This window comes from Carnobacterium sp., from assembly GCF_045617425.1.
Lineage (GTDB): Bacteria > Bacillota > Bacilli > Lactobacillales > Carnobacteriaceae > Carnobacterium_B.
Genome location: NZ_JAZLIO010000018.1, coordinates 21,509 through 46,090 on the forward strand (window position 1 = coordinate 21,509; position 24,582 = coordinate 46,090).

The 24,582-nt window shown below is 35.4% G+C and carries 25 protein-coding genes; 1 reads left to right on the plus strand and 24 read right to left on the minus strand.

Going from position 1 to position 24,582, the window contains the following annotated elements; genetic code table 11:
- Nucleotides 1-173: 173 nt before the first annotated feature.
- The 15 genes from ACKI3H_RS09615 to ACKI3H_RS09685 all read right to left on the minus strand — a co-directional run bounded on the left by ACKI3H_RS09615 (nt 174) and on the right by ACKI3H_RS09685 (nt 14,601).
- Nucleotides 174-605, minus strand: coding sequence for a NusG domain II-containing protein (locus tag ACKI3H_RS09615; RefSeq protein ID WP_407372030.1), 432 nt, complete (start codon nt 603-605; stop codon nt 174-176).
- A gap of 179 nt (nt 606-784) precedes the next feature.
- The gene (locus tag ACKI3H_RS09620) at nt 785-1,774 is read right to left on the minus strand and encodes a ribose-phosphate diphosphokinase (protein ID WP_407372031.1); all 990 of its coding nucleotides are present in this window, start codon (nt 1,772-1,774) and stop codon (nt 785-787) included.
- A gap of 105 nt (nt 1,775-1,879) precedes the next feature.
- Nucleotides 1,880-3,247, minus strand: a complete 1,368-nt coding sequence (gene glmU / locus ACKI3H_RS09625; RefSeq protein ID WP_407372032.1) for a bifunctional UDP-N-acetylglucosamine diphosphorylase/glucosamine-1-phosphate N-acetyltransferase GlmU — start codon at nt 3,245-3,247, stop codon at nt 1,880-1,882.
- 241 nt (nt 3,248-3,488) lie between these two features.
- Nucleotides 3,489-4,307 carry a pur operon repressor gene (gene purR, locus ACKI3H_RS09630; protein WP_407372033.1) on the minus strand — a complete coding sequence of 273 codons (819 nt, stop codon included), beginning with the start codon at nt 4,305-4,307 and terminating at the stop codon, nt 3,489-3,491.
- A gap of 244 nt (nt 4,308-4,551) precedes the next feature.
- Nucleotides 4,552-5,382: a metal ABC transporter permease gene (locus tag ACKI3H_RS09635; RefSeq protein ID WP_407372034.1), complete on the minus strand. Its 831-nt coding sequence runs from the start codon at nt 5,380-5,382 to the stop codon at nt 4,552-4,554.
- A complete protein-coding gene (locus ACKI3H_RS09640; RefSeq protein WP_350451419.1) occupies nt 5,328-6,035 on the minus strand; it encodes a metal ABC transporter ATP-binding protein in 708 nt (235 codons plus the stop codon). Before ACKI3H_RS09640 ends, ACKI3H_RS09635 begins: the two co-directional genes overlap by 55 nt.
- Before the next feature lie 57 nt (nt 6,036-6,092).
- Nucleotides 6,093-7,046, minus strand: a complete 954-nt coding sequence (locus ACKI3H_RS09645) for a metal ABC transporter substrate-binding protein (RefSeq protein ID WP_407372035.1) — start codon at nt 7,044-7,046, stop codon at nt 6,093-6,095.
- A 189-nt stretch (nt 7,047-7,235) separates the two neighbouring features.
- On the minus strand, nt 7,236-8,087 hold the full coding sequence (gene ispE, locus ACKI3H_RS09650; RefSeq protein WP_350451417.1) for a 4-(cytidine 5'-diphospho)-2-C-methyl-D-erythritol kinase: 852 nt from the start codon (nt 8,085-8,087) through the stop codon (nt 7,236-7,238).
- A 212-nt stretch (nt 8,088-8,299) separates the two neighbouring features.
- Nucleotides 8,300-8,689 carry a VOC family protein gene (locus ACKI3H_RS09655; RefSeq protein WP_407372036.1) on the minus strand — a complete coding sequence of 130 codons (390 nt, stop codon included), beginning with the start codon at nt 8,687-8,689 and terminating at the stop codon, nt 8,300-8,302.
- Between the two features lie 106 nt (nt 8,690-8,795).
- On the minus strand, nt 8,796-9,053 hold the full coding sequence (locus tag ACKI3H_RS09660) for a Veg family protein (RefSeq protein WP_013709871.1): 258 nt from the start codon (nt 9,051-9,053) through the stop codon (nt 8,796-8,798).
- Nucleotides 9,054-9,210: 157 nt separating this feature from the next.
- Nucleotides 9,211-10,104, minus strand: a complete 894-nt coding sequence (rsmA, locus tag ACKI3H_RS09665) for a 16S rRNA (adenine(1518)-N(6)/adenine(1519)-N(6))-dimethyltransferase RsmA (RefSeq protein ID WP_407372037.1) — start codon at nt 10,102-10,104, stop codon at nt 9,211-9,213.
- Nucleotides 10,091-10,657 (minus strand): ribonuclease M5, encoded by a 567-nt coding sequence (gene rnmV, locus ACKI3H_RS09670; protein ID WP_407372038.1) that lies wholly within the window; start codon nt 10,655-10,657, stop codon nt 10,091-10,093. The genes rsmA and rnmV overlap by 14 nt, the downstream gene beginning before the upstream one ends.
- Nucleotides 10,657-11,424 carry a TatD family hydrolase gene (locus tag ACKI3H_RS09675; RefSeq protein ID WP_407372039.1) on the minus strand — a complete coding sequence of 256 codons (768 nt, stop codon included), beginning with the start codon at nt 11,422-11,424 and terminating at the stop codon, nt 10,657-10,659. The genes rnmV and ACKI3H_RS09675 overlap by 1 nt, the downstream gene beginning before the upstream one ends.
- An 80-nt stretch (nt 11,425-11,504) precedes the next feature.
- A complete protein-coding gene (gene metG / locus ACKI3H_RS09680; RefSeq protein ID WP_407372040.1) occupies nt 11,505-13,529 on the minus strand; it encodes a methionine--tRNA ligase in 2,025 nt (674 codons plus the stop codon).
- A gap of 232 nt (nt 13,530-13,761) precedes the next feature.
- On the minus strand, nt 13,762-14,601 hold the full coding sequence (locus ACKI3H_RS09685; protein ID WP_407372041.1) for a Cof-type HAD-IIB family hydrolase: 840 nt from the start codon (nt 14,599-14,601) through the stop codon (nt 13,762-13,764).
- A gap of 233 nt (nt 14,602-14,834) precedes the next feature.
- Between ACKI3H_RS09685 and ACKI3H_RS09690 the strand changes: the two genes are divergently transcribed.
- Nucleotides 14,835-15,689: a DUF72 domain-containing protein gene (locus ACKI3H_RS09690; RefSeq protein WP_407372042.1), complete on the plus strand. Its 855-nt coding sequence runs from the start codon at nt 14,835-14,837 to the stop codon at nt 15,687-15,689.
- Nucleotides 15,690-15,753: 64 nt separating this feature from the next.
- Here ACKI3H_RS09690 and ACKI3H_RS09695 read toward each other — a convergent pair whose 3' ends face one another.
- The 9 genes from ACKI3H_RS09695 to ACKI3H_RS09735 all read right to left on the minus strand — a co-directional run bounded on the left by ACKI3H_RS09695 (nt 15,754) and on the right by ACKI3H_RS09735 (nt 24,389).
- Nucleotides 15,754-16,413 carry an amino acid ABC transporter permease gene (locus ACKI3H_RS09695; RefSeq protein WP_407372043.1) on the minus strand — a complete coding sequence of 220 codons (660 nt, stop codon included), beginning with the start codon at nt 16,411-16,413 and terminating at the stop codon, nt 15,754-15,756.
- The gene (locus tag ACKI3H_RS09700; protein ID WP_407372044.1) at nt 16,410-17,120 is read right to left on the minus strand and encodes an amino acid ABC transporter permease; all 711 of its coding nucleotides are present in this window, start codon (nt 17,118-17,120) and stop codon (nt 16,410-16,412) included. The genes ACKI3H_RS09695 and ACKI3H_RS09700 overlap by 4 nt, the downstream gene beginning before the upstream one ends.
- The gene (locus ACKI3H_RS09705; RefSeq protein ID WP_407372045.1) at nt 17,117-17,944 is read right to left on the minus strand and encodes a transporter substrate-binding domain-containing protein; all 828 of its coding nucleotides are present in this window, start codon (nt 17,942-17,944) and stop codon (nt 17,117-17,119) included. The genes ACKI3H_RS09700 and ACKI3H_RS09705 overlap by 4 nt, the downstream gene beginning before the upstream one ends.
- A 31-nt stretch (nt 17,945-17,975) precedes the next feature.
- Nucleotides 17,976-18,698 carry an amino acid ABC transporter ATP-binding protein gene (locus ACKI3H_RS09710; RefSeq protein WP_407372046.1) on the minus strand — a complete coding sequence of 241 codons (723 nt, stop codon included), beginning with the start codon at nt 18,696-18,698 and terminating at the stop codon, nt 17,976-17,978.
- A gap of 297 nt (nt 18,699-18,995) precedes the next feature.
- Nucleotides 18,996-19,994, minus strand: a complete 999-nt coding sequence (locus tag ACKI3H_RS09715; protein WP_407372047.1) for an LLM class flavin-dependent oxidoreductase — start codon at nt 19,992-19,994, stop codon at nt 18,996-18,998.
- 264 nt (nt 19,995-20,258) lie between these two features.
- Nucleotides 20,259-20,693: a VOC family protein gene (locus tag ACKI3H_RS09720; RefSeq protein WP_407372048.1), complete on the minus strand. Its 435-nt coding sequence runs from the start codon at nt 20,691-20,693 to the stop codon at nt 20,259-20,261.
- 93 nt (nt 20,694-20,786) lie between these two features.
- Nucleotides 20,787-21,785 (minus strand): CdaR family transcriptional regulator, encoded by a 999-nt coding sequence (locus tag ACKI3H_RS09725; RefSeq protein WP_407372049.1) that lies wholly within the window; start codon nt 21,783-21,785, stop codon nt 20,787-20,789.
- Nucleotides 21,786-21,921: 136 nt separating this feature from the next.
- On the minus strand, nt 21,922-23,073 hold the full coding sequence (locus ACKI3H_RS09730) for a glycerate kinase (protein ID WP_407372050.1): 1,152 nt from the start codon (nt 23,071-23,073) through the stop codon (nt 21,922-21,924).
- 23 nt (nt 23,074-23,096) lie between these two features.
- Nucleotides 23,097-24,389 carry a GntP family permease gene (locus ACKI3H_RS09735; protein WP_407372051.1) on the minus strand — a complete coding sequence of 431 codons (1,293 nt, stop codon included), beginning with the start codon at nt 24,387-24,389 and terminating at the stop codon, nt 23,097-23,099.
- Between the last annotated feature and the right edge of the window lie 193 nt (nt 24,390-24,582).

Genomic DNA, 24,582 nt, shown 5'->3' on the forward strand with positions numbered 1-24,582 from the left:
TTAAATTTTTTAATCCATTAGATAATGCGTATAGTATACTTCTACACGCATTAAATTGCAAATTAATACAGTTTTACCTATTTTTAAACACAAAATATACATATAACATTATTTAATTGCATAAAAAAAATAGTTCACAACGAATACTAACCATTCGTTGTGAACCATTTTGGTTAAAGCGGAATAATCACATCATCATCCGTTTCCTCTAAAGAATCCTTAGCTTTGATTTCAACAATCAATTTATGTGGTAGACATATTGCCGTTTCACCAGGTTTACTGATCCAACCTGTTTTTACAGCAATTTGATCCGGGCTATTGTCTTCTTTATTACGAATTTTTTTTCCATCAACTTCAATAATATTGTACTGTCCTTCTGCTGGATAAAAAGTAAACGTTTCTTGAGGAGTGTCTTCTGTTAGTTCTATTTCTTTAACTGGCTCACCATCAATAGACACTATGGCATAAATAGAACTATTTTCATCTAGATTTTTTGTAGATTGACCAAAGATAATAAGTGGTATAAACGATCCTAGTAATAATAGTATAATAATTATACCATCAAAAGGACGAACCAATTCTAATTGATTTTTAAATTTTTTCATATCTTTTGACTCCACTTCTCTGAATTTTTACTAAGAAGCTAACGCGTTAAGGATAGTGTACTTAAAATAGTTTAGTAATAAACGAGTGGACTTTCTCTTTTACAACAAAAAATGTGATAAGAAAACTTCTTTTTCCTTATCACATTTCTTCAATTCATTTGAGCATAAAATTTGTTAACTTAGTCTATTACACCTGTATATTTTTTTTCAAATAAAGGACTAACAGATCTATTTTCATGGATACGCGTAATCGCATTACCCAATAACGTGCTGACACTTACTTCAACAATCTTGTCGATTTTTTTCTCTTCAGGAAGGTAAATTGAATCTGTAACAATCAATTGTTTGATCGCTGAATTTTGAATGCGTTCAATGGCTGGACCTGATAAAACAGGATGTGTACAGCATGCATAAACTTCAGTAGCTCCTGCTTCTGAAAGAGCTTGAGCAGCTAACGTAATCGTACCAGCAGTATCGATCATATCATCGATCAAGATACATTTTTTGCCTTTTACGTTTCCAATAATGTTCATGACTTCCGCCACATTCGCTTTAGGACGACGTTTGTCAATAATAGCAATTGGAGCTTTTAAGAACTCAGCTAGTTTACGCGCACGTGTTACGCCACCATGATCGGGTGAAACAACAACTACGTCTTCTGCCTCCGTAACGATTCCTTGTGTTAAGAAATAATTTGCTAAAAGAGGGGCACCTACCAAGTGGTCAACAGGCATATTGAAAAAGCCTTGGATTTGAGCAGCATGTAGGTCTAATGTCAGCATACGGTCAGCTCCAGCAGCTGTAATCATATTAGCAACAAGTTTCGCAGTAATGGGTTCTCTAGAACGAGCTTTACGGTCTTGTCTTGCATAACCATAATAAGGCATAACAATGTTAACTGTTGCTGCACTTGCACGTTTTAAAGCATCGATCATAATCAATAATTCCATTAAGTTATCATTTACAGGGCTAGATGTTGATTGAATAATATAAACATGGGCTCCACGAATGCTTTCTTCAATATTGATTCTAATTTCTCCGTCGCTGAATTGATCCACAGATAGTTTTCCTAATTCTACTCCCACCGATTTAGCAATTTTTTCTGCCAATGGTTTATTAGAGTTTAACGCAAAAATCTTTAACTTCGGATCAAAATACTGTTCTGACATAGTGACCTCCACTTTCTTTATTTACAGCTTATTTACTTCATATCATACTAATGATAGTTACTTTTTTACTGAAAATCAAGTAATTCAGTAATTTTTATTTGATTTTTAATGTGGTAAACGGTCAAAATAGTTCAGTTTGTTCTCTTGACGAGCTCTTGCAATCGCAAGTGATTCAGTAGGTACATCTTTAGTTATCGTTGAACCCGCAGCAATGTAAACATTCTCTTCGATTGTTAAGGGTGCAACCAAGTTAGCGTTACAGCCTACAAATACATTATCTCCAACAGTTGTACGATGTTTATTTTTTCCATCATAATTAACAAAAATAGTACCGCAACCTATGTTAATATTTTTCCCTAAATCAGCATCACCGATATACGTTAAATGCCCTACTTTAGTATCTTCCGCAATTGTCGCATTTTTAACTTCAACAAAGTTTCCAATATGAACTGAATCTCCAATTTTGCTATTTGGACGCAAGTGACTGTAAGGTCCAATGTTGCTGTTAGCAGACATCTCAGAATCTTTAATAGTGGAACTTGTTATGCGAACATTGTTACCGATTTTGCTATTTGAAATTTCAGAATTTGAACCAACAAAACAATCTTCTCCAATAGTGGTAGTCCCTTTAAGACTGACACCTGCTTCAATAAGCGTATCCGAACCAATTTCTACTTCACTATCAATATACGTTGTTTCCGGGTCAATAACGGTAACCCCATTTTGCATATGTTTTTTATTAATACGGCTTCGCATTAATTTTGTTGCTTCAGCTAAAGCAATCCGATCATTTACACCTAACGCTTCTTCTTCATTATCCATTTTATAAGCCGAAACGACGTATTCTTGTTTTTTTAATATTTCAATTACATCTGGTAAGTAATACTCCCCTTGAACATTATCATTCCCAACTTGTTTAAGGGCTTCAAATAATAATTGATTGTCAAAACAATAGGTTCCAGTATTGATTTCTTGTACTTGCAATTCTTCTGGACTCGCATCTTTTTGTTCCACTATTTTTTCGACATTTCCTAGTTCATTACGAATAACTCGACCATATCCAGTAGGATTTTCTGCATGTGCCGTTAGAATAGTTGCTTTTGCTCCTTGTTCTTGGTGGTTATCAAATAAATGTGTTAACGTTTCAGCAGTTAGAAGTGGTGTATCCCCACAAATAACTAACGTCGTTCCTTCTTTATCTTTTAATAGTTCTTCAGCTTGGATAACAGCATGTCCTGTTCCTAATTGTTCAGACTGAATAGCATATTCAGAACGTGAACCAAGATAATCTTTTACTTTCTCAGCACCCACTCCAACGATTGTTACAATTTTATCTGCGCCTACAGTTTCCACTTGACTCACTACATGCCCAACCATTGGTTTACCTGCAACCGGGTGCAACACTTTGTACAACTTAGATTTCATTCTTGAACCTTGTCCTGCTGCTAATATCACTGCATAACGTTGTGGCATTATATAAACTCCTATCTAATTTTGTTCTTCTTTTTTTATTGTTCATTTCAGTTTAATTAGGTTACGACTTTTTTACTACAAAGTCTCCTATTTTATGATAGCTTATACATAATAAGTTTTCAAGAAGTAATATGGATTGGATAGGTTACCCTTCTGTTACAAATTAAATATGAGCAAAAGAATACCAACTAAAAATAGCGAGGACAAAGGTACTAGACTCACCTTTATCTTCGCTATTTTTTTATTTGTTAAAATAATTTCCTGGTTGTACATGAATTGTTTTTTCACGAACGTTCACTTCATCTACACATAAAAGTGATGTATACTCATCTACCATTCTATTGCCACTAAAAGTAGATTCAGCAAAAACTGTGATACCCACTAACTCTGCTTCAAACTCTTCAATCAAGCTCTTCATACCGTTAACGGTACCGCCGCCTTTCATGAAATCATCTACAATCAATACTCGAGATCCACGTCTCAAGCTGCGTTTAGATAATTCCATCTTTTCAACACGATCAGACGATCCAGAAACATAATTCACACTTACAGTAGAACCTTCTGTTATTTTAGAGTCTCTACGTACAATAACAAATGGTACATTCAAATATGTTGACACTGCTTGAGCAATTGGAACCCCTTTTGTCGCTACTGTCATTACAGCATCAATAGGTTGTTCTAAATACTTTGTTGCAATAATTTTCCCAACTTGACGTAAAACACTTGGTTGTCCAAGTAAATCAGATAAATAGACATATCCACCTGGTAGTAACCGATCTGATTCAGATAAACGTTCACACATTTCTTTTGCAAATTCTTCAGCTTCGTCTTCTGCAATTTCGGGTATGTAACGTACCCCTCCTGCTGCTCCAGGGACTGTTTCCAAAGTTCCTGTGCCTCGTTCTCTAAATGTTTTTTTCACTATACTTAAATCTTCACTAATAGAAGACTTAGCAGAGTCGTACCGGTTCGCAAAATAGGTAAGCGGCACTAACGTATGCGGTCGCTCCAACATATAACGCGTTATATCAATCAATCGTTCACTTCTTTTTATTTTCATTATTTTCACCTTTTCTATAGTCTCATTTTCTTAGGTTTTGCCAGGTCATTATTTCTATCAAACATCATTATACGCGTTTTCCATATAAAAGGGTAGCTTTTTAAGTATTATTAAAAAATTGTTCGTTTTTATTAATGGTTTCTCATAAAAAAAAACACGAACCTTCGTATTCACTTTCTTTTACTTTTTGCATACAAAAAAAGGATTGAGAAGACTCTCAACCCTTTTACCTATTCGCTAGTACTTAAGAACGACTTTTTTTGTATTTCATCTGCTGTACGATTTTCATTGTCCCTGTTGTAAGGATAAAAATAAGGATAAACACTAAGGTAATCGTAGCACCTGGTGGAGTACCCCATTGGTAGGAGACCGTTAAACCTGAAAACATTCCTACAATCCCTACAAGAATACCTACAAGAATGACCCAATAAAAACTTTTACTGATGCGCATAGCAATAGCTGCTGGCAGAATCATAATGGCTGATACTAGTAAGGCTCCTGCAATAGGCATAACAACTGCAATAGTAACTCCCGTGATCACATTAAAAAGGATTGACATCGTCCGTGCCGGCAAACCAGCTGTAAACGCAGTATCTTCATCAAACGTTAATACATACATTGGTCTACGAAAGACTAAAAACAATCCAACAACAATTACAAATAAGGCCACTAACAAGTAAATCTGTTGTTGACTAATCGTCACAATTGAACCAAATAAATATTGTTGAATAGTAGTCGTGGATCCACCACTACTCAAACTCATTAAAACAAGCGCTACAGACATTCCAGCAGACATCAAGATAGCGATAGAAATTTCCGAATAAGATTTGTATAGCATGCTTAGATACTCAATAATCACAGCTGCAATTACTACGACAACTAAAGTCATAAAGGTTGGATTGACATTTAAAAATAACCCTAACGCAATCCCGGCTAAAGAAATGTGTGATAACGTATCTGCCATCAATGATTGCCTTCTAAGAACTAAAAACAATCCTAGAATAGGTGCAATCACTGCAATCAAGAATGCAGATTGGAATGCTCGCTGCATGAATCCATAGAAAAACATCTCCATGGTGAATCCTCCTTTCGGATAAGTTGAATGTGTCTATCCGCATATTTTTTTATATCTTCATGATCATGCGTTACCATTAAAATGCCTTTTCCATGAAATTCACTATTGTGTTTTAACAACTCGTAAAACTCTGTTCTGGAATCTAGATCCATACCAGTAGTGGGTTCATCTAAAACAAACAAATCTGGATCTGTAGCAAAAATACGAGCTAACGAAATACGCTGCTTTTGTCCTCCAGAAAGTTCCCCAATTTTTTTATGGCGTAAATCCCACATACCTACTGATTTCAATGAACGCTCAACATGTACATGGTCTTCTGCATCTAAACGTTTGAACCATTTTCCTCTTTGATAACGACCAGATCGAACCAACTCTAATACTGTACTAGGAAACCCAGCATTAAAAGAGGCCACTTGTTGCGGAATGTAACCAATTGCTAACGGCTCATTTCTTCTATTTACAGCAGAAATCTTAGCCGTTCCTTTCGTTGGTTGAAGCAAACCTAAAATATTACGCAATAACGTAGATTTTGCCGCTCCATTTTCTCCTGTCAGCATAACAAATTCACCTGGATCAACCGTAAAGGAAATGTTTTCTAAAACCGGTTCTTCATCATAATAAAAAGATAAGTCCTTTACTTCAACGTAATGCATGAATATCCCTTCTTTCTTTATCTATAGGAAAGGTTTATTACACCCATTTCCGTTTCCTTAATGAATACTTTTTTGAAGAGCAGCCAGATTATTTTTCATTAATTGAATATAGTCCGTTCCTTTTTCTTGATCCTCAGTTGTAATACCTTCAATTGGATTTAAAATTTCTAACTCTGTACCTGTCTCATTAGCGAGTGTTTCTGCAATTTTGCTAGAAGATGTTTCTGCATAATAAATGTAATGGATATCATTCGCATTTATATAATCTTGTAACTCAGCCAGTTTAGCAGGGCTTGGTTCTTCTTCGGTTGAGATTCCAGCAATCGAAACTTGCTCCAAATCATAGCGATTCGCTAAGTATGCAAAAGCAGCATGTTGAGTCACAAAAACACGATTTGTTGCATCACTAAAAGCGTTAGTGAATTCTTTCTCCAATGCCTGTAACTTTTCATTGTATTGTATTGCATTTGTTTCATATATTTCTTCGTTCTCTGGATCTGCCGCAACCAATCCTTCTTTAATATTTATTACTTCCTCTTGAGCAAGCACTGGATCTAACCAAATATGAGGATCCACTTCATGGTGATGCCCTTCTTCTTCATTTTCGTCATGATGATCTTCTTCTGTTGATTCCAACAAAGAAATGCCTTCACTTGCATTAACAACCACTGTGTTTTCTGTACCTATACTCTCTAAAACACTTGAAACCCAGACTTCCATTTCCTCACTATTGTAAACAAATACATCCGCATCTGAAATAGCAGCAACTTCTTTTGCACTCGGTTCATAGCCATGAGTATCAGTCCCCGCTTCTAACAATAAGGTTACTTCAGCTTCATCTCCAGCAACATTCTTTGTAAAGTCATACATTGGATAGAAAGTTGTAACCACATTTAGTTTATCTGTTTCCGGTTGTGTATTTTCTTGTTTCCCACATCCTATTACTAGCATTATCACTATAGACGCTAGTATCACAAAGCCGATCCTCTTTTTCTTATTCATCAAACGCATATCCTCCTTTATATTCATCTATACTTAAATTGACTTTTTAGTCAGTTCTTTTTCAAATCGTAATCATTACTATTTAAAATTCCTTATGTAGCTTATCATTATCTACATTGCGCGTCAAGAAAAAAAAGACATGAACTTCTCTTATCAAGGCAAGAGAGTTTTCCACATCTTCAATCTTCGTTTTTTTAGTTATTTTAGTGTTCGCACTAAGTAAACCTCATTACAAAAACCTTTCAAACCATTATAAACTCGCTGAGCTTTAGAATATTTCTTACATAAAGCATAAATTGTAGGACCACTTCCGCTCATCAAAGCAGCATCTGCTCCAAATTGAATCATCTTTTTTTTGATTCGCTTAATATCGGGTTGCTTTACAGCTGATACAGTTTCTAAGGCATTCCCAGTACTATCAACCATTTGGCTATAATCATTGTCCTGAATAGCAGTCAACATTTGGGGTATTTCCGGATGAACTAATTGATCAAATGAAAGATTTTCAAAAACAGTCCAAGTAGAAATACCTTTTTTAGGCTTAACTAGCACTACCCAACACTGAGGAACATCTTTTATTTGTTGGATTTTTTCACCACGACCTGTAGCATACGCGGTTCCACCATAAATACAATAGGGAACATCTGAGCCGATCTTTTCCCCTAAAGTAGCTAGCTCATCTTTTGTTAACTTTAAATCCCACAAACGATTCAGTCCTCTTAAAGTAGCAGCCGCATCACTGCTACCACCAGCTAAACCAGCAGCGATTGGAATATTCTTTTCTATAGTAATATCGACGCCTTTTTCGATATGATAGGTATCTTTCAACAATTTTGCCGCTTTGTATGCATGATTCCTTTGGTCTAATGGTAAGAATCCATTAGTTGAGTGAATAACGATTCGATCTTCTTCAATTGTTTTTAACACTATGCGATCTGCCAAATCAACTGAAGTCATTACCATCTTCATTTCATGGTAACCATCTTCTCTTTTATGCAAAACATCTAAACTTAAATTAATTTTAGCAGGAGCTTTTTCTATGATCTCCATTTACACTTCACTCCTTTCCTCAGTATTTGTATTGTCTGTAGAATATACTAGCTTAAATAAAAACATTTGAAAAGCATGAAAGCTATAATTTAATTTAAATATTAAAAAAAAAGGCAAGTTATTGACTTATTAATAGGTTAATTACACATAAACTACTTATGTCGATAAAAAAAGACCTGAAACATTTCGTCTCAAATCTCTTCTTTTTATATTCAAGGGGCTACAAATTCCACTTTAATTCTATCTGGATCTTCAAAAAAAACTGCATAATGCTGCTCACCACCAGCAAATGGGTGTAGATCTCTATACAAAATTTCAATACCTTTTTCTTCTAGTTTTTCCGCTAGATTGTCTACTTGCTGTCGGGAATTTGCCTGAAATGCTAAATGATTCAGACCTGTACGCCCTCTATGGTAACCTTCAGAAATAAACTGTTCTTTTGTTTGAACAAAAACCAGATACATTTCGTCTTTTTTCCAACTTCTTCCTTTATCCCAAACTTGAAAAGGCTGATAGCCTAATTCCTCTAAAAACCAGCTCCAAAAACACATAGATATATCTAAATCAGAAACATTTAATTCTATATGATGAATATTCCCCATTCTTATTGATCCCCCAACACTAAAAAAATTATCGGCTCTCTTTCGATGGTACAAAAAAAACGAGCCATTTATAGCTCGTCAACTGTTTTCTATTCTCTTTTAATGCTTAAGCTAATTGGCGTTTTTCTTCTTCAATAAATTCAATTTCTACAGATTGAGTTAAAACATCTGTATAACTATATGAGACACGTTCAAATGCATTTTCTTCTTGATCTAGCTCAACAACAAACACTGAATGATATGTGTCAGCTAAAATACCTTTGCGTTCGGTTTTTTTCTTACGACCAGCTTGCGCGGTCAACATAATCTTCTTACCTAAATGATCATCTAAGCTTTCTTTAATGTCTGCTAATGTACTTGGCATCAGATTCACCTCACTCGTCTGATGCCATTGTAACATACAGAATGAAATTTTACAAGTATACCACAAGAAAACCTTTGGTACAAATAATAATTCTCTCATATTATCCATGTTAAAAGTCGTTGGTATCACTGGCATAGCTATTTAGACTTAATAAAAATTAATCTTCTTTTAATACAATCTCATCGATTGCATCTGATAAACGGCCGAATTCTTCTAGGCTTAATGTTTCCCCACGACGCTTTGGATCAATGCCTGCGACTTCTAATGCTTGAGTTAATTTTTCTCTAGTAGAATCTTCTTTGCCGTATCTTATCAATAAATTATTCCAAAGTGTTTTACGTCTTTGCACAAAAGCCGAACGAACAAGCGCAAAAAAAGACTTTTCATTCTTAACTGTTACACTTGGGGTCTCTCTTCTTGTCAGCTTAATAATAGCAGAATCAACATTTGGTTGAGGTACGAAGACTGTCTTAGGAACAATAAAAGCGACTTCAGCTTCCATGTAGTACTGGATAGCGATAGACAAAGATCCATAAGCTTTGCTACCGGGAGCAGCTGTTATTCTTTCAGCTACTTCCTTTTGCATCATGATCGTTAAACCATCGATTCGAACAGGAGTCTCTAAAAAATGCATAATAATAGGCGTTGTAATGTAGTAAGGTAAGTTAGCTACCACAACTAAAGGTTCCTTCAAATCGATCATTTCTGGCAAGGTCTTTTGTAAATTGATTTTCAATACATCACTATGAACAATCGAAACATTATCATACGGGCTTAAGGTATCCGCTAATACTGGTAGTAAACGATTATCAATTTCAAAAGCAATAACTTCCTTACTCGCTCTTGCAAGATGTTCAGTTAAAGCACCAATACCGGGACCAACTTCAATAACATTTGTATTTTTGTCAATATTAGAAGCTGCTACAATGTTGCTTAAAATGTTCGGATCGACTATAAAATTTTGCCCTAAACTTTTCTTTACTGAGAAGCCGTATTTTTCCATTATCTCTTTGGTTCTTGATGGGGTTGCGATATCTTTACGTGTTGTCATTTTCTTCCTCCAAAATTTGTTGAATCACTGTTACAACTTCTTCAGGTGAGATTTGAAACATTTGCAATCTCTTTTGAAGTTGTTTTCCATTAGTGTAACCAATATTAAGTTTTTCACCCAATTTTGTTCGTCTCTTTCGAGCAGAAGGTCCCATAATCAAACCAGCGTCCATTAACAATTCTCGTGAGATGAGAGACCCTTTAGCTATGGTTTCGGTGTAGCACTTTGATAGTGCTGTGCGTATTGCTTCAGGTGAAGCATGTTCAATACCTAAGCTGCCCTTGCCTTTCGCTCTAGCCTCATCTTTTGTCAAAAAAGCGTGTTTTACTCCAGGAACAGCTTGTGAAATGATTTTCCGGATTTTTTCACCAGGGAAATCGGGGTCTGTAAAAACAATAACACCTCTTGTTTCGTGAGCTTTTTTTATCAGCTTCAACGTTTCTTCGTCAATAGCTGAACCATTTGTTTCAATCGTATCTGCTTCAACCGATTCCAAAATGCGCCTTGTATCATCACGGCCTTCAACAACTATAACTTCCTTTATTTTTTCCATCAAGCTAACCTAAACAAGCGATTGGCATTTTGCATCGTTTGTTTAGCCACTTCTTCATAACTAACGCCTCTTTGTTTAGCCACCTCTTCCGCTACAAACTTCACGTAAGCCGGTTCATTGCGTTTTCCTCTATAAGGCATCGGAGCTAAGTACGGTGCATCTGTTTCAATCAATAGTTTATCAAACGGAGCAGTTTTAGCTACTTCTCTTACTTCAGGCGCATTTTTAAACGTGATAACGCCACTTACAGAAATGTGCATACCCAAGTCTAAGAAACGTTCCATCCATAGTGTATCGCCACTAAAACTGTGCATAATACCACCAATATCTTCAACATGTTCTTTTTTCAGCATCGTATAAGTATCTTCAATTGAATCTCTCATATGAATACTAATAGGCATGTTCAACTCTCTGGCAATTTGCATTTGTCTATGAAAGACATCTTTTTGAACATCTTTTGGAGAAGTATCCCAGTGGTAATCCAAACCCATTTCTCCCATAGCTACAACTTTAGGTAATTTCAATTGATGGTACAACTTCTCTTCAATTTGTTCAGTATACAAATAGCTTTCAGTAGGGTGCCAACCAATAATACTATAAATTTCTTTATATTCCTTACTTAAGGCTAACGATTTTTCAATGGTTTCAGCATCAAACCCCACTACAGCCATTTTACTCACATCGTTTTCAAGTGCACGTTGCACAGTTTCTTGAACTTCATGATCAAATTCTTCTGCATTAATATGCGTATGTGTATCAAATAACATAGTATCATCCTTTCTTATTTCTCGTTAATAGAAACACCCTGCTAAATGAGTTTCCAGCAGGGTATTCGTTTTATAAGGTTTTAAGCAACTTCAGATCCATTTGGTGCTTCCATTGGTGCTTCAACAATTTGTAATTTCCCATCTTTTTCAGCAGATAAAATCATTCCTTGACTGACCTCTCCACGCATTTTACGTGGTTTTAAGTTAGCAACAATCACAACTTTTTTGCCAATCAAAGCTTCTGGATTCGGATACCACTCTGCAATACCAGAAAGAATTTGACGATGACCTTTATCTCCTGCATCTAAGCGGAATTTCAAGAGCTTATCTGCTCCTTCTACTTTTTGACAATCCATAACTTCAGCGACTTTTAATTCAACTTTATCAAAATCATCGTACTTAATTTGTTTCTCTTTTGTTGACGTTAAAACAGTTTCTGAAGGATCCCATTTCGTTTCCACTTCAGCTTCTTGCTCTTGTTGATCAGGAACACCTGCCATTTGCTCTTTAATGTAAGCAACTTCTACATCTATATCTAAACGTGGGAATATAGGTGTACCTTTTTTAATCACTGTAGTATTTTCAGGGAATGAGCCAAATTGAATGGTTGACCAATTTCCAGCAAATTCTCCTTCTACTCCCAATTGAGCAAAAATTTCTTTAGGTGCGTGAGTCAAAAACGGTTGCAATAAAACAGCTGAAATACGAAGCGTTTCTGCTAAATGAACCATGACACTCGCCAATTCGCTTGTCTTCTCTTCTTCTTTCGCTAATTTCCATGGAGCAGTTTCATCAATGTATTTATTGGCACGTGAAATCAATACCCAAACATGGCTTAATGCACTACTAAATTGCATATTTTCCATTTCATTTTGATAATCTACACAAACTTTTTCTGCTGTTTCTTTTAAGATAGCATCGAATTCTGTAACGTTTCCTGAATATTTAGGAACTTCCCCATTGAAATACTTGTTGACCATCGCAACTGTACGATTGAGTAAGTTTCCTAAGTCATTTGCTAAATCATAATTCACACGAGAAACAAAGTCTTCTGGGGTGAATACACCGTCGCTTCCAAATGTCACTTCACGCATCAAATAATAGCGTAAAGCGTCTAATCCATATTGCTCTACTAGCATTTCTGGATAAACAACGTTTCCTTTTGATTTAGACATTTTGCCATCTTTCATCAACAACCAGCCATGGCCAAATATCTTTTTAGGCAATGGCAAATCTAGAGCCATTAACATAATTGGCCAATAAATAGTGTGGAAACGAACGATTTCTTTTCCTACCATATGAACATCTGCTGGCCAGAATTTATCAAACAATGATGTATCATCTGTACCGTAGCCAAGTGCAGTAATGTAATTTGCCAATGCATCGATCCATACGTAAATAACGTGTTTCGGATTGCTTGGTACTTTAACTCCCCAAGTAAATGTCGTACGTGAAACAGCTAGATCTTCTAAGCCAGGTTTGATAAAATTGTTGATCATTTCATTTTTTCGCGATTCAGGTTGAATGAAATCTGGATGTTCATTGTAGTAAGCCAATAAACGATCCGAATACTTACTCATTCTAAAGAAATAAGACTCCTCTTTGATCAACTCTACTGGATGTCCGCTATCTGGTGATTTCCCACCAACGATGTTGCCTTGGTCATCACGTTCAATATCCACTAATTGTGTTTCGGTATAAAAAGTTTCATCTGGAACAGAGTACCAACCTTCATATTCATCAAGATAAATATCTCCTTGCGCTAAAAAGCGTTCAAAAATTTCTGCGACAACTTTTTCATGTGCAGGATCAGTTGTGCGGATAAATTTATCATTGCTGATTTCTAATAAATTCCATAATTTTTGCATACCTTCAGCCATTTGATCGACATATTTTTGAGGCGTAATGTTTAATTCTTGGGCCTTATTTTCTATTTTTTGGCCATGCTCATCGCTACCTGTCAAATAGAAAACATCAAAGTCTTGCATTCTTTTGTACCGTGCCATAACATCACACGCAATTGTTGAATAGGCATTTCCTATATGCAATTTTCCACTTGGATAGTAAATAGGTGTTGTAATATAAAATGTTTTTTTCTCAGTCACTTTAGGGGCCTCCTTAGTAGGTTTAACTACTCCATTCTAACCATCTATCAAACAATCTTTTAGAAAAGAAGGTACGTTTAGACAACAAATGAGTAGGGTGCTTTTTTATTTAAATTGATTTTTCTCAAAAGCTTTCTGAAATAGTATACCACAGAAAATTACTGAAAATAGGAAATTACGAATGATTTCTTTATATCTTAACCAAAGTTTCCTGTGATATTTTCAAGACTTTTTACGGCACTAAATTCAATTTTTGCAAACCTTTTAAAATACCATGATTTTCTGGAGATGCTGTAATGTCATCTGCAATATCTTTCAACTCTGTACGTCCATTTTCCATAGCTATTCCCATATCAACTGCTTGCAACATTTCAATATCATTCAATCCATCTCCAAATGCAACTGTTTCACTTATATCAATACCTATGTGCTCAATCAACTTTTGAATACCTACTGCTTTTGACATTCCTTTCGAGATCACATCTACTGAATAAGGATTCCATCGTGTGAAATGACAATCTGGAAAAGCTTCTTGGTAAAAGGTGTCGTATTCTTCTGTTGTATGGATGATACATTGGTAAATGGTACGATCTTCATAGTAATGTGGCAAAATCGGCTTCACTCTTTTAGAAGAACCAACATAGCGCATAAGCAATTGCATCACTTTTTTAGGTGGTGCTATTGGAACTTGTTGAATCATTTTTTTTAATAACCCTTTTTGTCCAAAAGTAACCATAGAAGTTCCTAATATTTCATCGCTTCCACAAAACGCGATGCGTTGCTTATTTGTTTCCGCAGCTAGTGCAAGTCGTTTAACAGAATCCACTGACAATGGATTTTGATGAATCACCTCTCCCTCATACACAACATACTGCCCGTTCAATGTGATATGTGTTTGAATGTCTAAGGATGCTAGGATTTCATCAATTCTAAACGGCGCTCTTCCAGTGGCAATAACCGGTATAATACCTTTTTTCTTCAAATCTTGAATAGCTTTTCTAGCAGAATCTGGAATTCTTTTTTTATCTGTCAATAATGTTCCGTCAATATCAAAAAATATAACCTTATACATTTTAAGTGCTCCTCTGATTTTTATATTCAACTACTACCGTTTTTATTTTGTTTCAATCGCAGTGAAACAAATTGTTTCGCGTGAAACAATTTAACTGTTATTTAATACACTATTCTTATAGTTATGTCTATTCATTTAAATGATACATTTTAAATTTTTTTTACTTTCCTTAATAATAACGGTTACGGTACAATAAGGCTAATGATTTATTACCCAAGAAAGAAGGAGTCACAATGATTTCTATTGGTTTAACAGGTTGGTCTGATCATGACTTATTGACCGTCCGAAAATCGAAACGATTGGAAGATTATAGTTCACATTTCCCTTTTGTAGAATTGGATACCAGTTTTTATGCTATTCCTCCTGATAAAAATATTTTCTCATGGATAGAAAAAACACCAGCTACTTTTCAATTTATCCCTAAAGCTTTTCAAGCGATGACGTTACACAAAGATTGGCTGAAGTTTTTCCCGACTGAACAACAAATGTTCGAGCATTATATTGCGATTTTTGAACCTATGATTACCGCGCATCGAATCAAAGCTTTTCTATTTCAGTTTCCACCTTATTTTGATTGTACAAAAGAACACGTTCAGTATTTAAGGAAAGTCCGTCAATACATGGGTGAACTACCAATAGCGATCGAATTTCGTCATTCCAGCTGGTACAGTGACACGAATAAAGAGAACACATTGACTTTTTTAACGGAAGAACAATTTATTCACACTGTTGTCGATCAACCTCAGACCCCTGGAAATAGTGTTCCTTTAATCGTCAAAGGAACCAACGACGAACTCACTCTGTTTCGCTTGCATGGTCAAAACTACGAAGGTTGGTTAGATGCCAGCGGACCCAATTGGCGTAAAAAACGAACACTTTATGATTATAGTTCATCTGAATTAGATCATTTCGTAAACATTATTCGCCAATTAGAAACAGAGTCAAAAGAAGTTTCCGTTATTTTTAACAATAACTCTGGTGGGCATGCCGCGAAAAATGCGAAACAGTTGCAAAAAAAATTACAGCTTACTTTTGACCATCTTGCTCCACAACAAACCGAATTAAATTTATTTGAAGAAGATTTCTAATTTTTTTATAGCAAAAAAACGGACCCATTAAGAGTCCGTTTTTTTATTTTCTAAATTATATAAACTATACATTTTCAGAATTTTTTTTATGCCAGTTTCTTACTAAAACCGACAATGCGAAGCAAATAATAAAATAAACAACTGCTAAGAAACCATAAATCAAAAACACTTCAGAAGTTTTCTTTACTTTCCCTAAAATAACTTGGCCACTTCGTGTAAATTCCATGATTCCTAATCCTGCAAGAAATGACGTATCCTTAATAGTTGTAATTACTTGTGACAATAAAGAAGGGATGATTTTTTTAAAGGTTTGCGGCAAAACAACGTATACTAGTGTTTGAAAAAATGAAAATCCTTGAGAATGAGCAGCTTCAAATTGTCCTTTCGGTATCGAATTTAATCCACCACGCACAATTTCTGCTACTACTGCAGCTGTATAAAGAAACAGCGCTATGGAAGCTTTCACTACTATCGTACTTCCTGGTATCAGGAAAGCACAACCGAGCATCCATAGTAATAATGGCGTATTACGGAATAATTCGATGTAAAATCCAGCTATTTTTCCGAAAAACTTCTTTTCATAGTTTCTGATCAACCCTAGGAGTGTTCCAAACACAATTGAAAGGATCACCACACATAAAGAAATTAGCAACGTAGTCTTTAATCCATCTAACAGGAACAATACGTTAGGGCTTGTAAAAACGGTTTGTATGGAGTTTATCATTCCATCACCTCCGGAATATCCACAACTAAGGAATCATTCTTTTTTAATTTCTCTTCATATTTCCTTGAGAACGTAGCCAATGGGAAACAGAGAATGAAGTAAAACAATCCTGCAACCACATAAGACGGTCCATAATTTAAGCTAAATGAAGCATAAGAGTCTGCTGCGTACATTAAATCTGCTCCCGCAATAATTGCCAGTACAGAAGTATTTTTTATTAAATTGACTGCTTGATTGGTTAATGGAGGCAAAATACCTTTAACCATTTGTGGCAATATGATGTAGCGCATGGTTTGTGTATAACTAAATCCTTGTGCATACGCAGCTTCTTGCTGACCTTTAGGAACAGATAAAATACCCGCACGTACCACTTCACCAATGTAAGCTCCATGATACATTCCAACTCCTACTACCCCAATCGTAAACTCTCTTAAGACCAATCCTGCCATTGCTAATCCGTTATACATAAAGAAGATTTGAATAACAAGAGGAATATTTTGAAAAATTTCGACATATACTCGTGCGATTGAACTCAGAATCCTATTGTGGGCAGTTGATAATATACCAATCACGATTCCGATTATCAAAGACAACGCTAATGCTAAGATGGCCACTTGGAGCGTTCTTAAAAATCCAGAACTAAAATTATCAAAATTTTGAAAAAGATCCTCCCATCTCCAAAGAGCGAATGGATTTGTACTTTTCATTCTTCACTCAATCCCCACTCTGTAACCAATCCATTAAGAGTATCATCTTCTCCCCAAGTAGTGATCAACCCATTTACATGCTCTGCTAACTCTGTATTTGTTTTCTTTGTTGCGATTCCATAATCTTGCGTTGCGAAGCGGTCTGGCAAGATTTCAGTTGAATCATCTAAATAGCCAGCCAAAATAGATCTGTCCACACTAAATGCGTCTACGCGGCCTGAATCTAACGCTGCTTTAATTTCTGGATAAGTAGCATATTCTGAAAATTCTACTGTAATATCATATTGTTCAGCTTCTGATGTGATAGCTTCTGACGTTGTAGAACTTTGTGCCACACCAACATTTGCTCCATCCATATCTTTTAAACCTTCATAGTTTTTGTCTTTTTTCACTAGTAAACCAACTGCGTCTTCATAATACGCATCAGAGAAATTATAGGTTTCTTTACGTTCTTCAGTAACTGTAAAAGTAGCAATAACCATATCAACTTCGCCATTATCCAATAGTGGACCACGTGTTTTAGCCGTAACAGGCGTTAATTCAATGGCGTCTGGATCGCCTAAAATGTCTTCAGCAATTTTTTTAGCAATATCAATTTCAAATCCTTCTATTTCTCCTGTATCTGTATTCTTCAACCCAAAGTTTGGAACATCTTCTTTTACCCCTACTTTTAAAACGCCAGCGTCTTTGATTGATTCAATCGTTACTTGATTCGATCCTTTTGGTGCGTCTGCTTCTGTTGTTGAACCGTCATCTGAAGAACAAGCTCCTAAAAATAATACACTAGACAAAATAACTGTTGCTAATAAGTTTCTTTTTTTCATTTGTTTTTCCTCCTAAGGATATCTTTATTTTTTATCTTAAAATTTTACTTAAAAATTCTTTCGTTCGTTCATGAGTAGGGTTTTCAAAAAAATGTTCTGGTGACCCTACTTCTAAAATGGTTCCATTATCCATAAAAATAACACGATCTGCTACTTGTTTAGCAAAGCCCATTTCATGGGTCACAACGACCATTGTAATGTTCATGCTAGATAGTTTAATCATAACATCCAATACTTCTTGAACCGTCTCTGGATCTAAAGCAGATGTAGGTTCATCGAATAGAATGATTTTCTTTTCAGAGCAGAGCGATCTAGCAATAGCGACTCTTTGCTGCTGGCCTCCTGAGAGTGTTGAAGGGTATGCCGTTGCTTTTTCTCGTAACCCTACGATATCTAGATATTGATAAGCCAGTTCTTCTGCTTCTTTTTTTGATTTATTCTGTAATTTCATAGGTCCAATTGTCAGATTTCCTAACACCGTCATATGCGGATAAAGGTTAAACTGTTGAAAGACCATTGCAGAAGAATTTCGTACCATCTCTAATTTGTTTTTTTCTGTTATTTGATTGCCATCTATATAGACTTCTCCTGTCGTAGGTTCCTCAAGAAAATTCATACATCTAACTGTAGTACTTTTTCCAGAGCCAGAAGGACCTATGATAACGACTTTTTCCCCTTCAGCCACCTCTAAATTAACATCTTTTAGGACATGGTGGTCACCGAAATATTTATTTACATTCTGTAACTTGATCAACTCTGTCTCATCTCCTTTACAGTAACATTGATGGTAGTCAGTATTTTTTAAGCAAGCGAGGTCTTTCTTGCTGCTTAAAACAATAGTATAAATACACATTTATGAGAAATCAATTAATATATATCTTGTATATGTTAAGTTTCCTCACATGGATTTAATAGAAAAAGACTGAAAAACCTTTGTTTTATCCATTTAAGACCCATTAAAATAATATCATTTTTCTCATTGATTTTTAAAAAAACAAAAAAAACACTTCCAAACAATAAAAGTTCATTTGTTGGAAGTGGAGGCGATTTATTATTTTTTTAGTAATTCTTTAGCTAATAAACGATATACATCTAATCGTTTTTCTTGTGAATGGGGAATACTACAGATCATTGCTTCATCAAAACCATATTTCTCTTGATCTTCTACTAATTTTGCAGCGATTTCTTTCGGCGTACCTACTAAATGCAGTTCGCGTCCTTGTTTTATTGTTAATTGGTCAATTTCGGTTAAAGGATAATGTTGTGCTTCTTCAGGTGTCAACAATTGACCCATCTGTCCTTTTCTCATCAATAGACGTGCAATATCTTGTGGTTTAGCTTCATACTCTGCTTCTTCTCTAGTTTCAGCTGTTGTAACAAGATACGCTACATTGATATATGGTTTGTCCATAAATACAGAGGGTTGAAAATTAACTTTGTATTCATCTAAGATATCTTTTGTCATTCCGCCCATAAAGAACTGAGCAAACGAATAACCTACTCCCATTTGGGCTGCCTTACGTGCACTACTGCCGCTCGAACCAAGTAGCCAAGCTTCAGGCAACTGAATATGTGAAGGAGTAGCAATTGTTCGGTTGTATATTCGATCTTCAGGCACTTCATCATTGATTAATTTTAATGCGGTATCAAATTTTTCATACATATTATCCAACATCGGCTGACGACCTTCTGACAAAGCATAAATAGAATTATTATCGCCACCTGGAGCACGACCTACTCCAAAATCGATTCGTCCTGGTGAAAAAGCACTTAACGTTTTAAAAACTTCCGCTAATTTCAAAGGCGAATAATGCATCATCATAACTCCACCTGTACCGATTCGAATATTTTTTGTTTTTGCCGCTAAATGAGCTGCAGTGATTTCAGGTGCTGAACTTGCAAAACCATTTGTTCCATGGTGCTCTGCCATCCACATACGTGTGTACCCTAATTCATCCGCTAAAATAGCTAATTCTTCAGCTTTTGCTAAAGCATCTGTAGCTGTATTTCCACTTGTAATAGGTGCTTGATCTAAGACACTTAATCTCACTATTTTTCCACTCCTTCATTATCCTAACACTTTTATAACCACTTCCAACTCGTATCTGGCTAATTTTTTATTAGCCAGATACGAGTTGTTTTTTTCTCATGTTTATCATTATAAAGAAACACTGATATGATTTCTATACACACGGGTTAGCTACTATGGAATTCACATGTAAAAAAACGAATCAAAGATAAGACTACCCTATAAAATTAGGTAACAAGCCAAACCTTACAATGTATTCTAAGTTTTTTTAGTAGAAATTAGTTCTTATTCAAAATCTTCGCTTAATATCTTTACACGATTTTCAAAAGATACTTCTTGATGGATTTCGTGTAGCATCCAAACATAACCAAAGCTGTCTAAAAACATTGCATTTGAAATACCCATTTCTTCCATTTTTGTAATTGGTTGAATGACTGTTGCTCCTACAACAACTGCTTTATCAAAGACTACTTGAATACTAGGTACCACGACATTAAACCAAAATGATTGGTTCCTATCTTCTTTTGGCGCAAACAATTGGTATTCAGGATTTTCATCGAGTATGTGAAAACGAGTACCATAAATTGTGAAAACTGCTTCGTTGTTCCCAACTTTGAAGTCTGTTGCCTCAACTATTACAACTTCAAAAATAGAGATATACTGTTCTAAAGCTGCTTTACTATTTTTTACAACAAAATCAATTTCAACTCCTGTAATCATTTACACACCCTCCTAGTACTATTTTTTATCACTTATAGTATAGCATCTATAAAACCTAGTAGAGTTATACAAGGACTACTACAACTATGATGTTTAATTATTTATAGAGAAATAAGCAAAATGATAAAACAACTCCCATAATTCATACCAAACACGAGGATTTTTTCCAGTTAATTCTTCAATTTTTTGGATTCTATAATTCAATGTGTTTCTATGGATATGAAGTTCTAACGAAGTGTCATTGATACTTTTATTATTTCGCGCGAAACTAATGAGTGTTTCTGTATATTCTGGTGCCACTTCTTTTATCTTCCTCAATAGTTCCTGATTAGGAGGAAGAGAAAATGAGAATAAATTGGCTAAATAGCAGTTATTTGTTTTATTGACTCCTTCTTTCTTTGTATGAAAAAAAGAGAGCATTGCATAAGTCTGTTTGATATCTTGAAGATTTTGACTAATATTTTTTTCACTAGAACTTACAATAATAAATTCTTTAGTAGTTGATTCTAATGAATCAACGTTCTTTACAAAAATAACAAAACCTCCAGACCATTCAAACAATTGTTTATTAGACGCAATTGCTCTCAGTATTTCTTTCCTTTCAGCAAAAACGCCATAATAAGGTTGCTCCAATTCTAGGTCATACTTTTCATTTGCTTCTTTTTTTAACGATTCTGTATATATACCTTCTGACTGGATAATTTGTTTTAAGAGATTATTCTTTGCCACTCTATTCTCTTCTTTTTGTTTATAAATATTCAATTCTTCAATAAGGAGTAGCGAAACCGTTTTAACAATTTTTGTGAATGGACGAACTTCATTAGGGTCGCCTGTAATTCCGACGACTCCCATGATAGTGCCTTCATAGATTATAGGCTCATTCGTCCCTTTTTTCTCTAAATGCGTATCTCGGTAAACCTCTATAATTTTCTTTTCTTTGATTGCTCGTTCAGCTGCTCTGTGCGAAGTTCCAATACGTTTACTGTCGCCACTTGCAATAATAATTCCTAAGTCATTCATAATATTGATATTGTAAGGAATATCTTCCATAAGTTTACTGACGATTAAACTAGCCTGACTATTCGTTAACACGTTACTTCTGCCACCTTTTCTATACAAAAAAACAGTTTAGAATGATACATTCTAAACTGTTTTTTCTTATCTTATAAACTAAAGTATCTTCTTAAAAACTTAAAATATCAAGTTTATCTCCTAAAATAAATGTGCTTTATTCCTGCTCACTGGTTAAGAATAAAATTCGAGCAATATTTTCACATGTTCGCTCTAGATTTGATTCGCCATTCTCCAAAGCTTTGTCAATCGATTCGGCCTTTGAAAGAATTCCAAAAATAGCCGTCATCCCCTCGTTGTATAGCACCTCAACATCTTTCCCAATGTAACCAGCACAAGCAAAGACAGGTTTTTGATACTGTTTCGCAACTTTTGCGACCCCATATGGCGCTTTTCCAAACTTAGTTTGAAAATCCATGCCACCTTCACCAGTAAAAATAAAATCAGCTTCCGCAATCTGTTCTTCTAGTCGATTGATCTCAATGACAATATCAATTCCAGGTCTTAGCGTTGCATTTGTAAAAGCTAGTAAACCAGCGCCTAGTCCACCTGCTGCTCCAGCTCCAGGTAGATGTTCAATAGATTTTTTTACATCTTTTTGAATAATGTGCGCATAATGTTTTAAATTAGAGTCTAATTGTTGCACCATTTCTAAAGTTGCTCCTTTTTGAGGACCAAATACATGAGCAGCCCCATGCTCTCCAGTCAATGGGTTGGTAACATCGCTAGCCACTTCAATTTCGATTTCTTTTATTCGAGGATCTAATTCAGCAGTATCAATTGATACTAACTGATTCAAAGAACCTCCTCCTTGAGGAATCGATTGTCCGTTTCCGTCTAAAAACTTCACACCCAATGCTTCGGCCATCCCAGCTCCGCCATCATTCGTTACGCTACCGCCAATTCCGATAATGATTTTTTCTACACCTTGATCTAGAGCCGCCTTGATCAATTCTCCAGTACCATACGTAGAAGTGATCAATGGGTTTCGACGCTCTTTTGGTAATATTTCAATCCCGTTTGCTTTTGCCATTTCAATGACAGCCGTTTTATTATCGCCTAAAATACCAAAGTAGGCCGTTACTTTTTCCTCAGGAATCGGACCAGATACTTCAACATTGATTCGTCTTCCTTTTGTTGCATCCACTAAAGAATCAACTGTTCCTTCTCCTCCATCAGCCATTGGAACAAGACTGATTTCTGCATCCTTAAACACTTTTTTGATTCCTCTAGCCATTGCTTCACAGGCTTCTTTTGCGCTCATACTTTCCTTAAACGAATCTGGTGCAACAACAAATCTTTTCACCATTATATTTACCTCTTTTCCCATCATTAGTTAAGAATAAATCCATACAAAATCGTTGCAACTACAGTCATTGCACCACCTACACACATCTCGTAAGGGATAACCTTCAATCTTTCTTTTATCGTCATATTCATACTATTTGCACTAATATGGAAATAATTCCCTTGAGGAACACTATCAATAACGGTTGATCCTGTATGAACCATTACAGATGCTGCCAAAGAAGAAGTTCCTGTATCTAGAATAGCTTGTCCAAATGATCCAGTAGCCAATATAACAGCAGTAGACGTTGATCCTACAGCTAATCCCATCAAAACACCTGAAATTGGCGCTAAGAATGTTCCAGAAATACCTATCGTGTCAATTAATTTCACAACTTGTACAGATAAATCAGAAGCAGATATCAATCCTGCAATTGCTCCAGCTCCAATCAAAATAAGTACCGTATCTGTTACCCGTTTAATTCCTGAAGAAGCATATTCACTAATTTTGTTCGCATGTCCCATTGCAATCGTTCCTACGATTGAAGCAAAAGGAAGAATATATAAAGCATCAATTTTTAAATTTGTGAGGACCTCTATTTTTAGTAGGGTTCCAATTGGATTAATCAATAAAAGAACAATTGAAAGTATCGGCGCAATCAACGCTTTTCCCAATGGCATTAATTCTTTTGATTCTTTTTTAAGAATATCCCTATCTCTTACCATTTCACCTTTACTTTTAATTAGATTGGCCACAATAACAGCTGTTGCAAGTCCGAATAAAGCAGGAATAAAACCAGCTAACATCACACTGCTCAAATTCAAGCCAAAACCATCTGCTGCTGCGATCGTATTTGGATTAGGAGAAATAATATTTCCTGCTTTCCCTCCACCAGATAAGGCCGTTAATAAAGCAATCTTACTAATCCCTGTTTGTTTTCCAACTGATAATGCAATTGGAGCAACAATTAGAACTGCTACTGGAATAAATACTCCTACAGCCGTTATGATCATTGTCGAAAGAGCTAATGATAAGATAGCTTTCTTATCTCCAAGTTTCGTTACGATTGCATTAGCAATGGATTCTGCCGCTCCAGATTCCATCATTACACCCGCAAGCATTCCCGCAGCCAGAACGCGGATAGCGGTTCCAATAACACTTTGTGTTCCACTGATTAGAATATCAATAGTATCCACCAAAGAAGCTCCACCTACTAAACAACCAACGATGGCTCCAAAAAATAAAGAATACACTGGATTGAACTTTTTCAATATCAGTACAATTGCAACGATCAATCCAATAATTGCTGCAAACCATGGAATCGTACTATCTAACATCTTTAAACATCCCCCAACTTAATCTGTGTGCGCTTACATTATATTTTTCATTACAAGAAAAAGCTATTGTCAGGTTAACAAACCTAATTGTGCAAATGTACAATAGAACGAAATATTAGAATGTATAAATGTATTGTCCATATTAAATACTTATAGCAATACAAGATAATAGAAAAAAATATATACGAGAAGG

Coding starts and splice junctions, on each gene's coding strand:
- ACKI3H_RS09615 (WP_407372030.1), bottom strand. CDS start 605: ATGAAAAAATTTAAAAATCAATTAGAATTGGTTCGTCCTTTTGATGGT.
- ACKI3H_RS09675 (WP_407372039.1), bottom strand. CDS start 11,424: ATGTTATTTGATACACATACGCATATTAATGCAGAAGAATTTGATCAT.
- ACKI3H_RS09660 (WP_013709871.1), bottom strand. CDS start 9,053: ATGCCAAGTACATTAGCAGACATTAAAGAAAGCTTAGATGATCATTTA.
- ACKI3H_RS09690 (WP_407372042.1), top strand. CDS start 14,835: ATGATTTCTATTGGTTTAACAGGTTGGTCTGATCATGACTTATTGACC.
- ACKI3H_RS09695 (WP_407372043.1), bottom strand. CDS start 16,413: ATGATAAACTCCATACAAACCGTTTTTACAAGCCCTAACGTATTGTTC.
- ACKI3H_RS09640 (WP_350451419.1), bottom strand. CDS start 6,035: ATGCATTACGTTGAAGTAAAGGACTTATCTTTTTATTATGATGAAGAA.
- ispE (WP_350451417.1), bottom strand. CDS start 8,087: ATGGAGATCATAGAAAAAGCTCCTGCTAAAATTAATTTAAGTTTAGAT.
- ACKI3H_RS09685 (WP_407372041.1), bottom strand. CDS start 14,601: ATGTATAAGGTTATATTTTTTGATATTGACGGAACATTATTGACAGAT.
- ACKI3H_RS09735 (WP_407372051.1), bottom strand. CDS start 24,389: ATGTTAGATAGTACGATTCCATGGTTTGCAGCAATTATTGGATTGATC.
- ACKI3H_RS09705 (WP_407372045.1), bottom strand. CDS start 17,944: ATGAAAAAAAGAAACTTATTAGCAACAGTTATTTTGTCTAGTGTATTA.
- rnmV (WP_407372038.1), bottom strand. CDS start 10,657: ATGGAAAAAATAAAGGAAGTTATAGTTGTTGAAGGCCGTGATGATACA.
- ACKI3H_RS09620 (WP_407372031.1), bottom strand. CDS start 1,774: ATGTCAGAACAGTATTTTGATCCGAAGTTAAAGATTTTTGCGTTAAAC.
- ACKI3H_RS09645 (WP_407372035.1), bottom strand. CDS start 7,046: ATGCGTTTGATGAATAAGAAAAAGAGGATCGGCTTTGTGATACTAGCG.
- glmU (WP_407372032.1), bottom strand. CDS start 3,247: ATGCCACAACGTTATGCAGTGATATTAGCAGCAGGACAAGGTTCAAGA.
- ACKI3H_RS09720 (WP_407372048.1), bottom strand. CDS start 20,693: ATGATTACAGGAGTTGAAATTGATTTTGTTGTAAAAAATAGTAAAGCA.
- ACKI3H_RS09655 (WP_407372036.1), bottom strand. CDS start 8,689: ATGGGGAATATTCATCATATAGAATTAAATGTTTCTGATTTAGATATA.
- purR (WP_407372033.1), bottom strand. CDS start 4,307: ATGAAAATAAAAAGAAGTGAACGATTGATTGATATAACGCGTTATATG.
- ACKI3H_RS09635 (WP_407372034.1), bottom strand. CDS start 5,382: ATGGAGATGTTTTTCTATGGATTCATGCAGCGAGCATTCCAATCTGCA.
- ACKI3H_RS09730 (WP_407372050.1), bottom strand. CDS start 23,073: ATGGTGAAAAGATTTGTTGTTGCACCAGATTCGTTTAAGGAAAGTATG.
- rsmA (WP_407372037.1), bottom strand. CDS start 10,104: ATGACAACACGTAAAGATATCGCAACCCCATCAAGAACCAAAGAGATA.
- ACKI3H_RS09700 (WP_407372044.1), bottom strand. CDS start 17,120: ATGAAAAGTACAAATCCATTCGCTCTTTGGAGATGGGAGGATCTTTTT.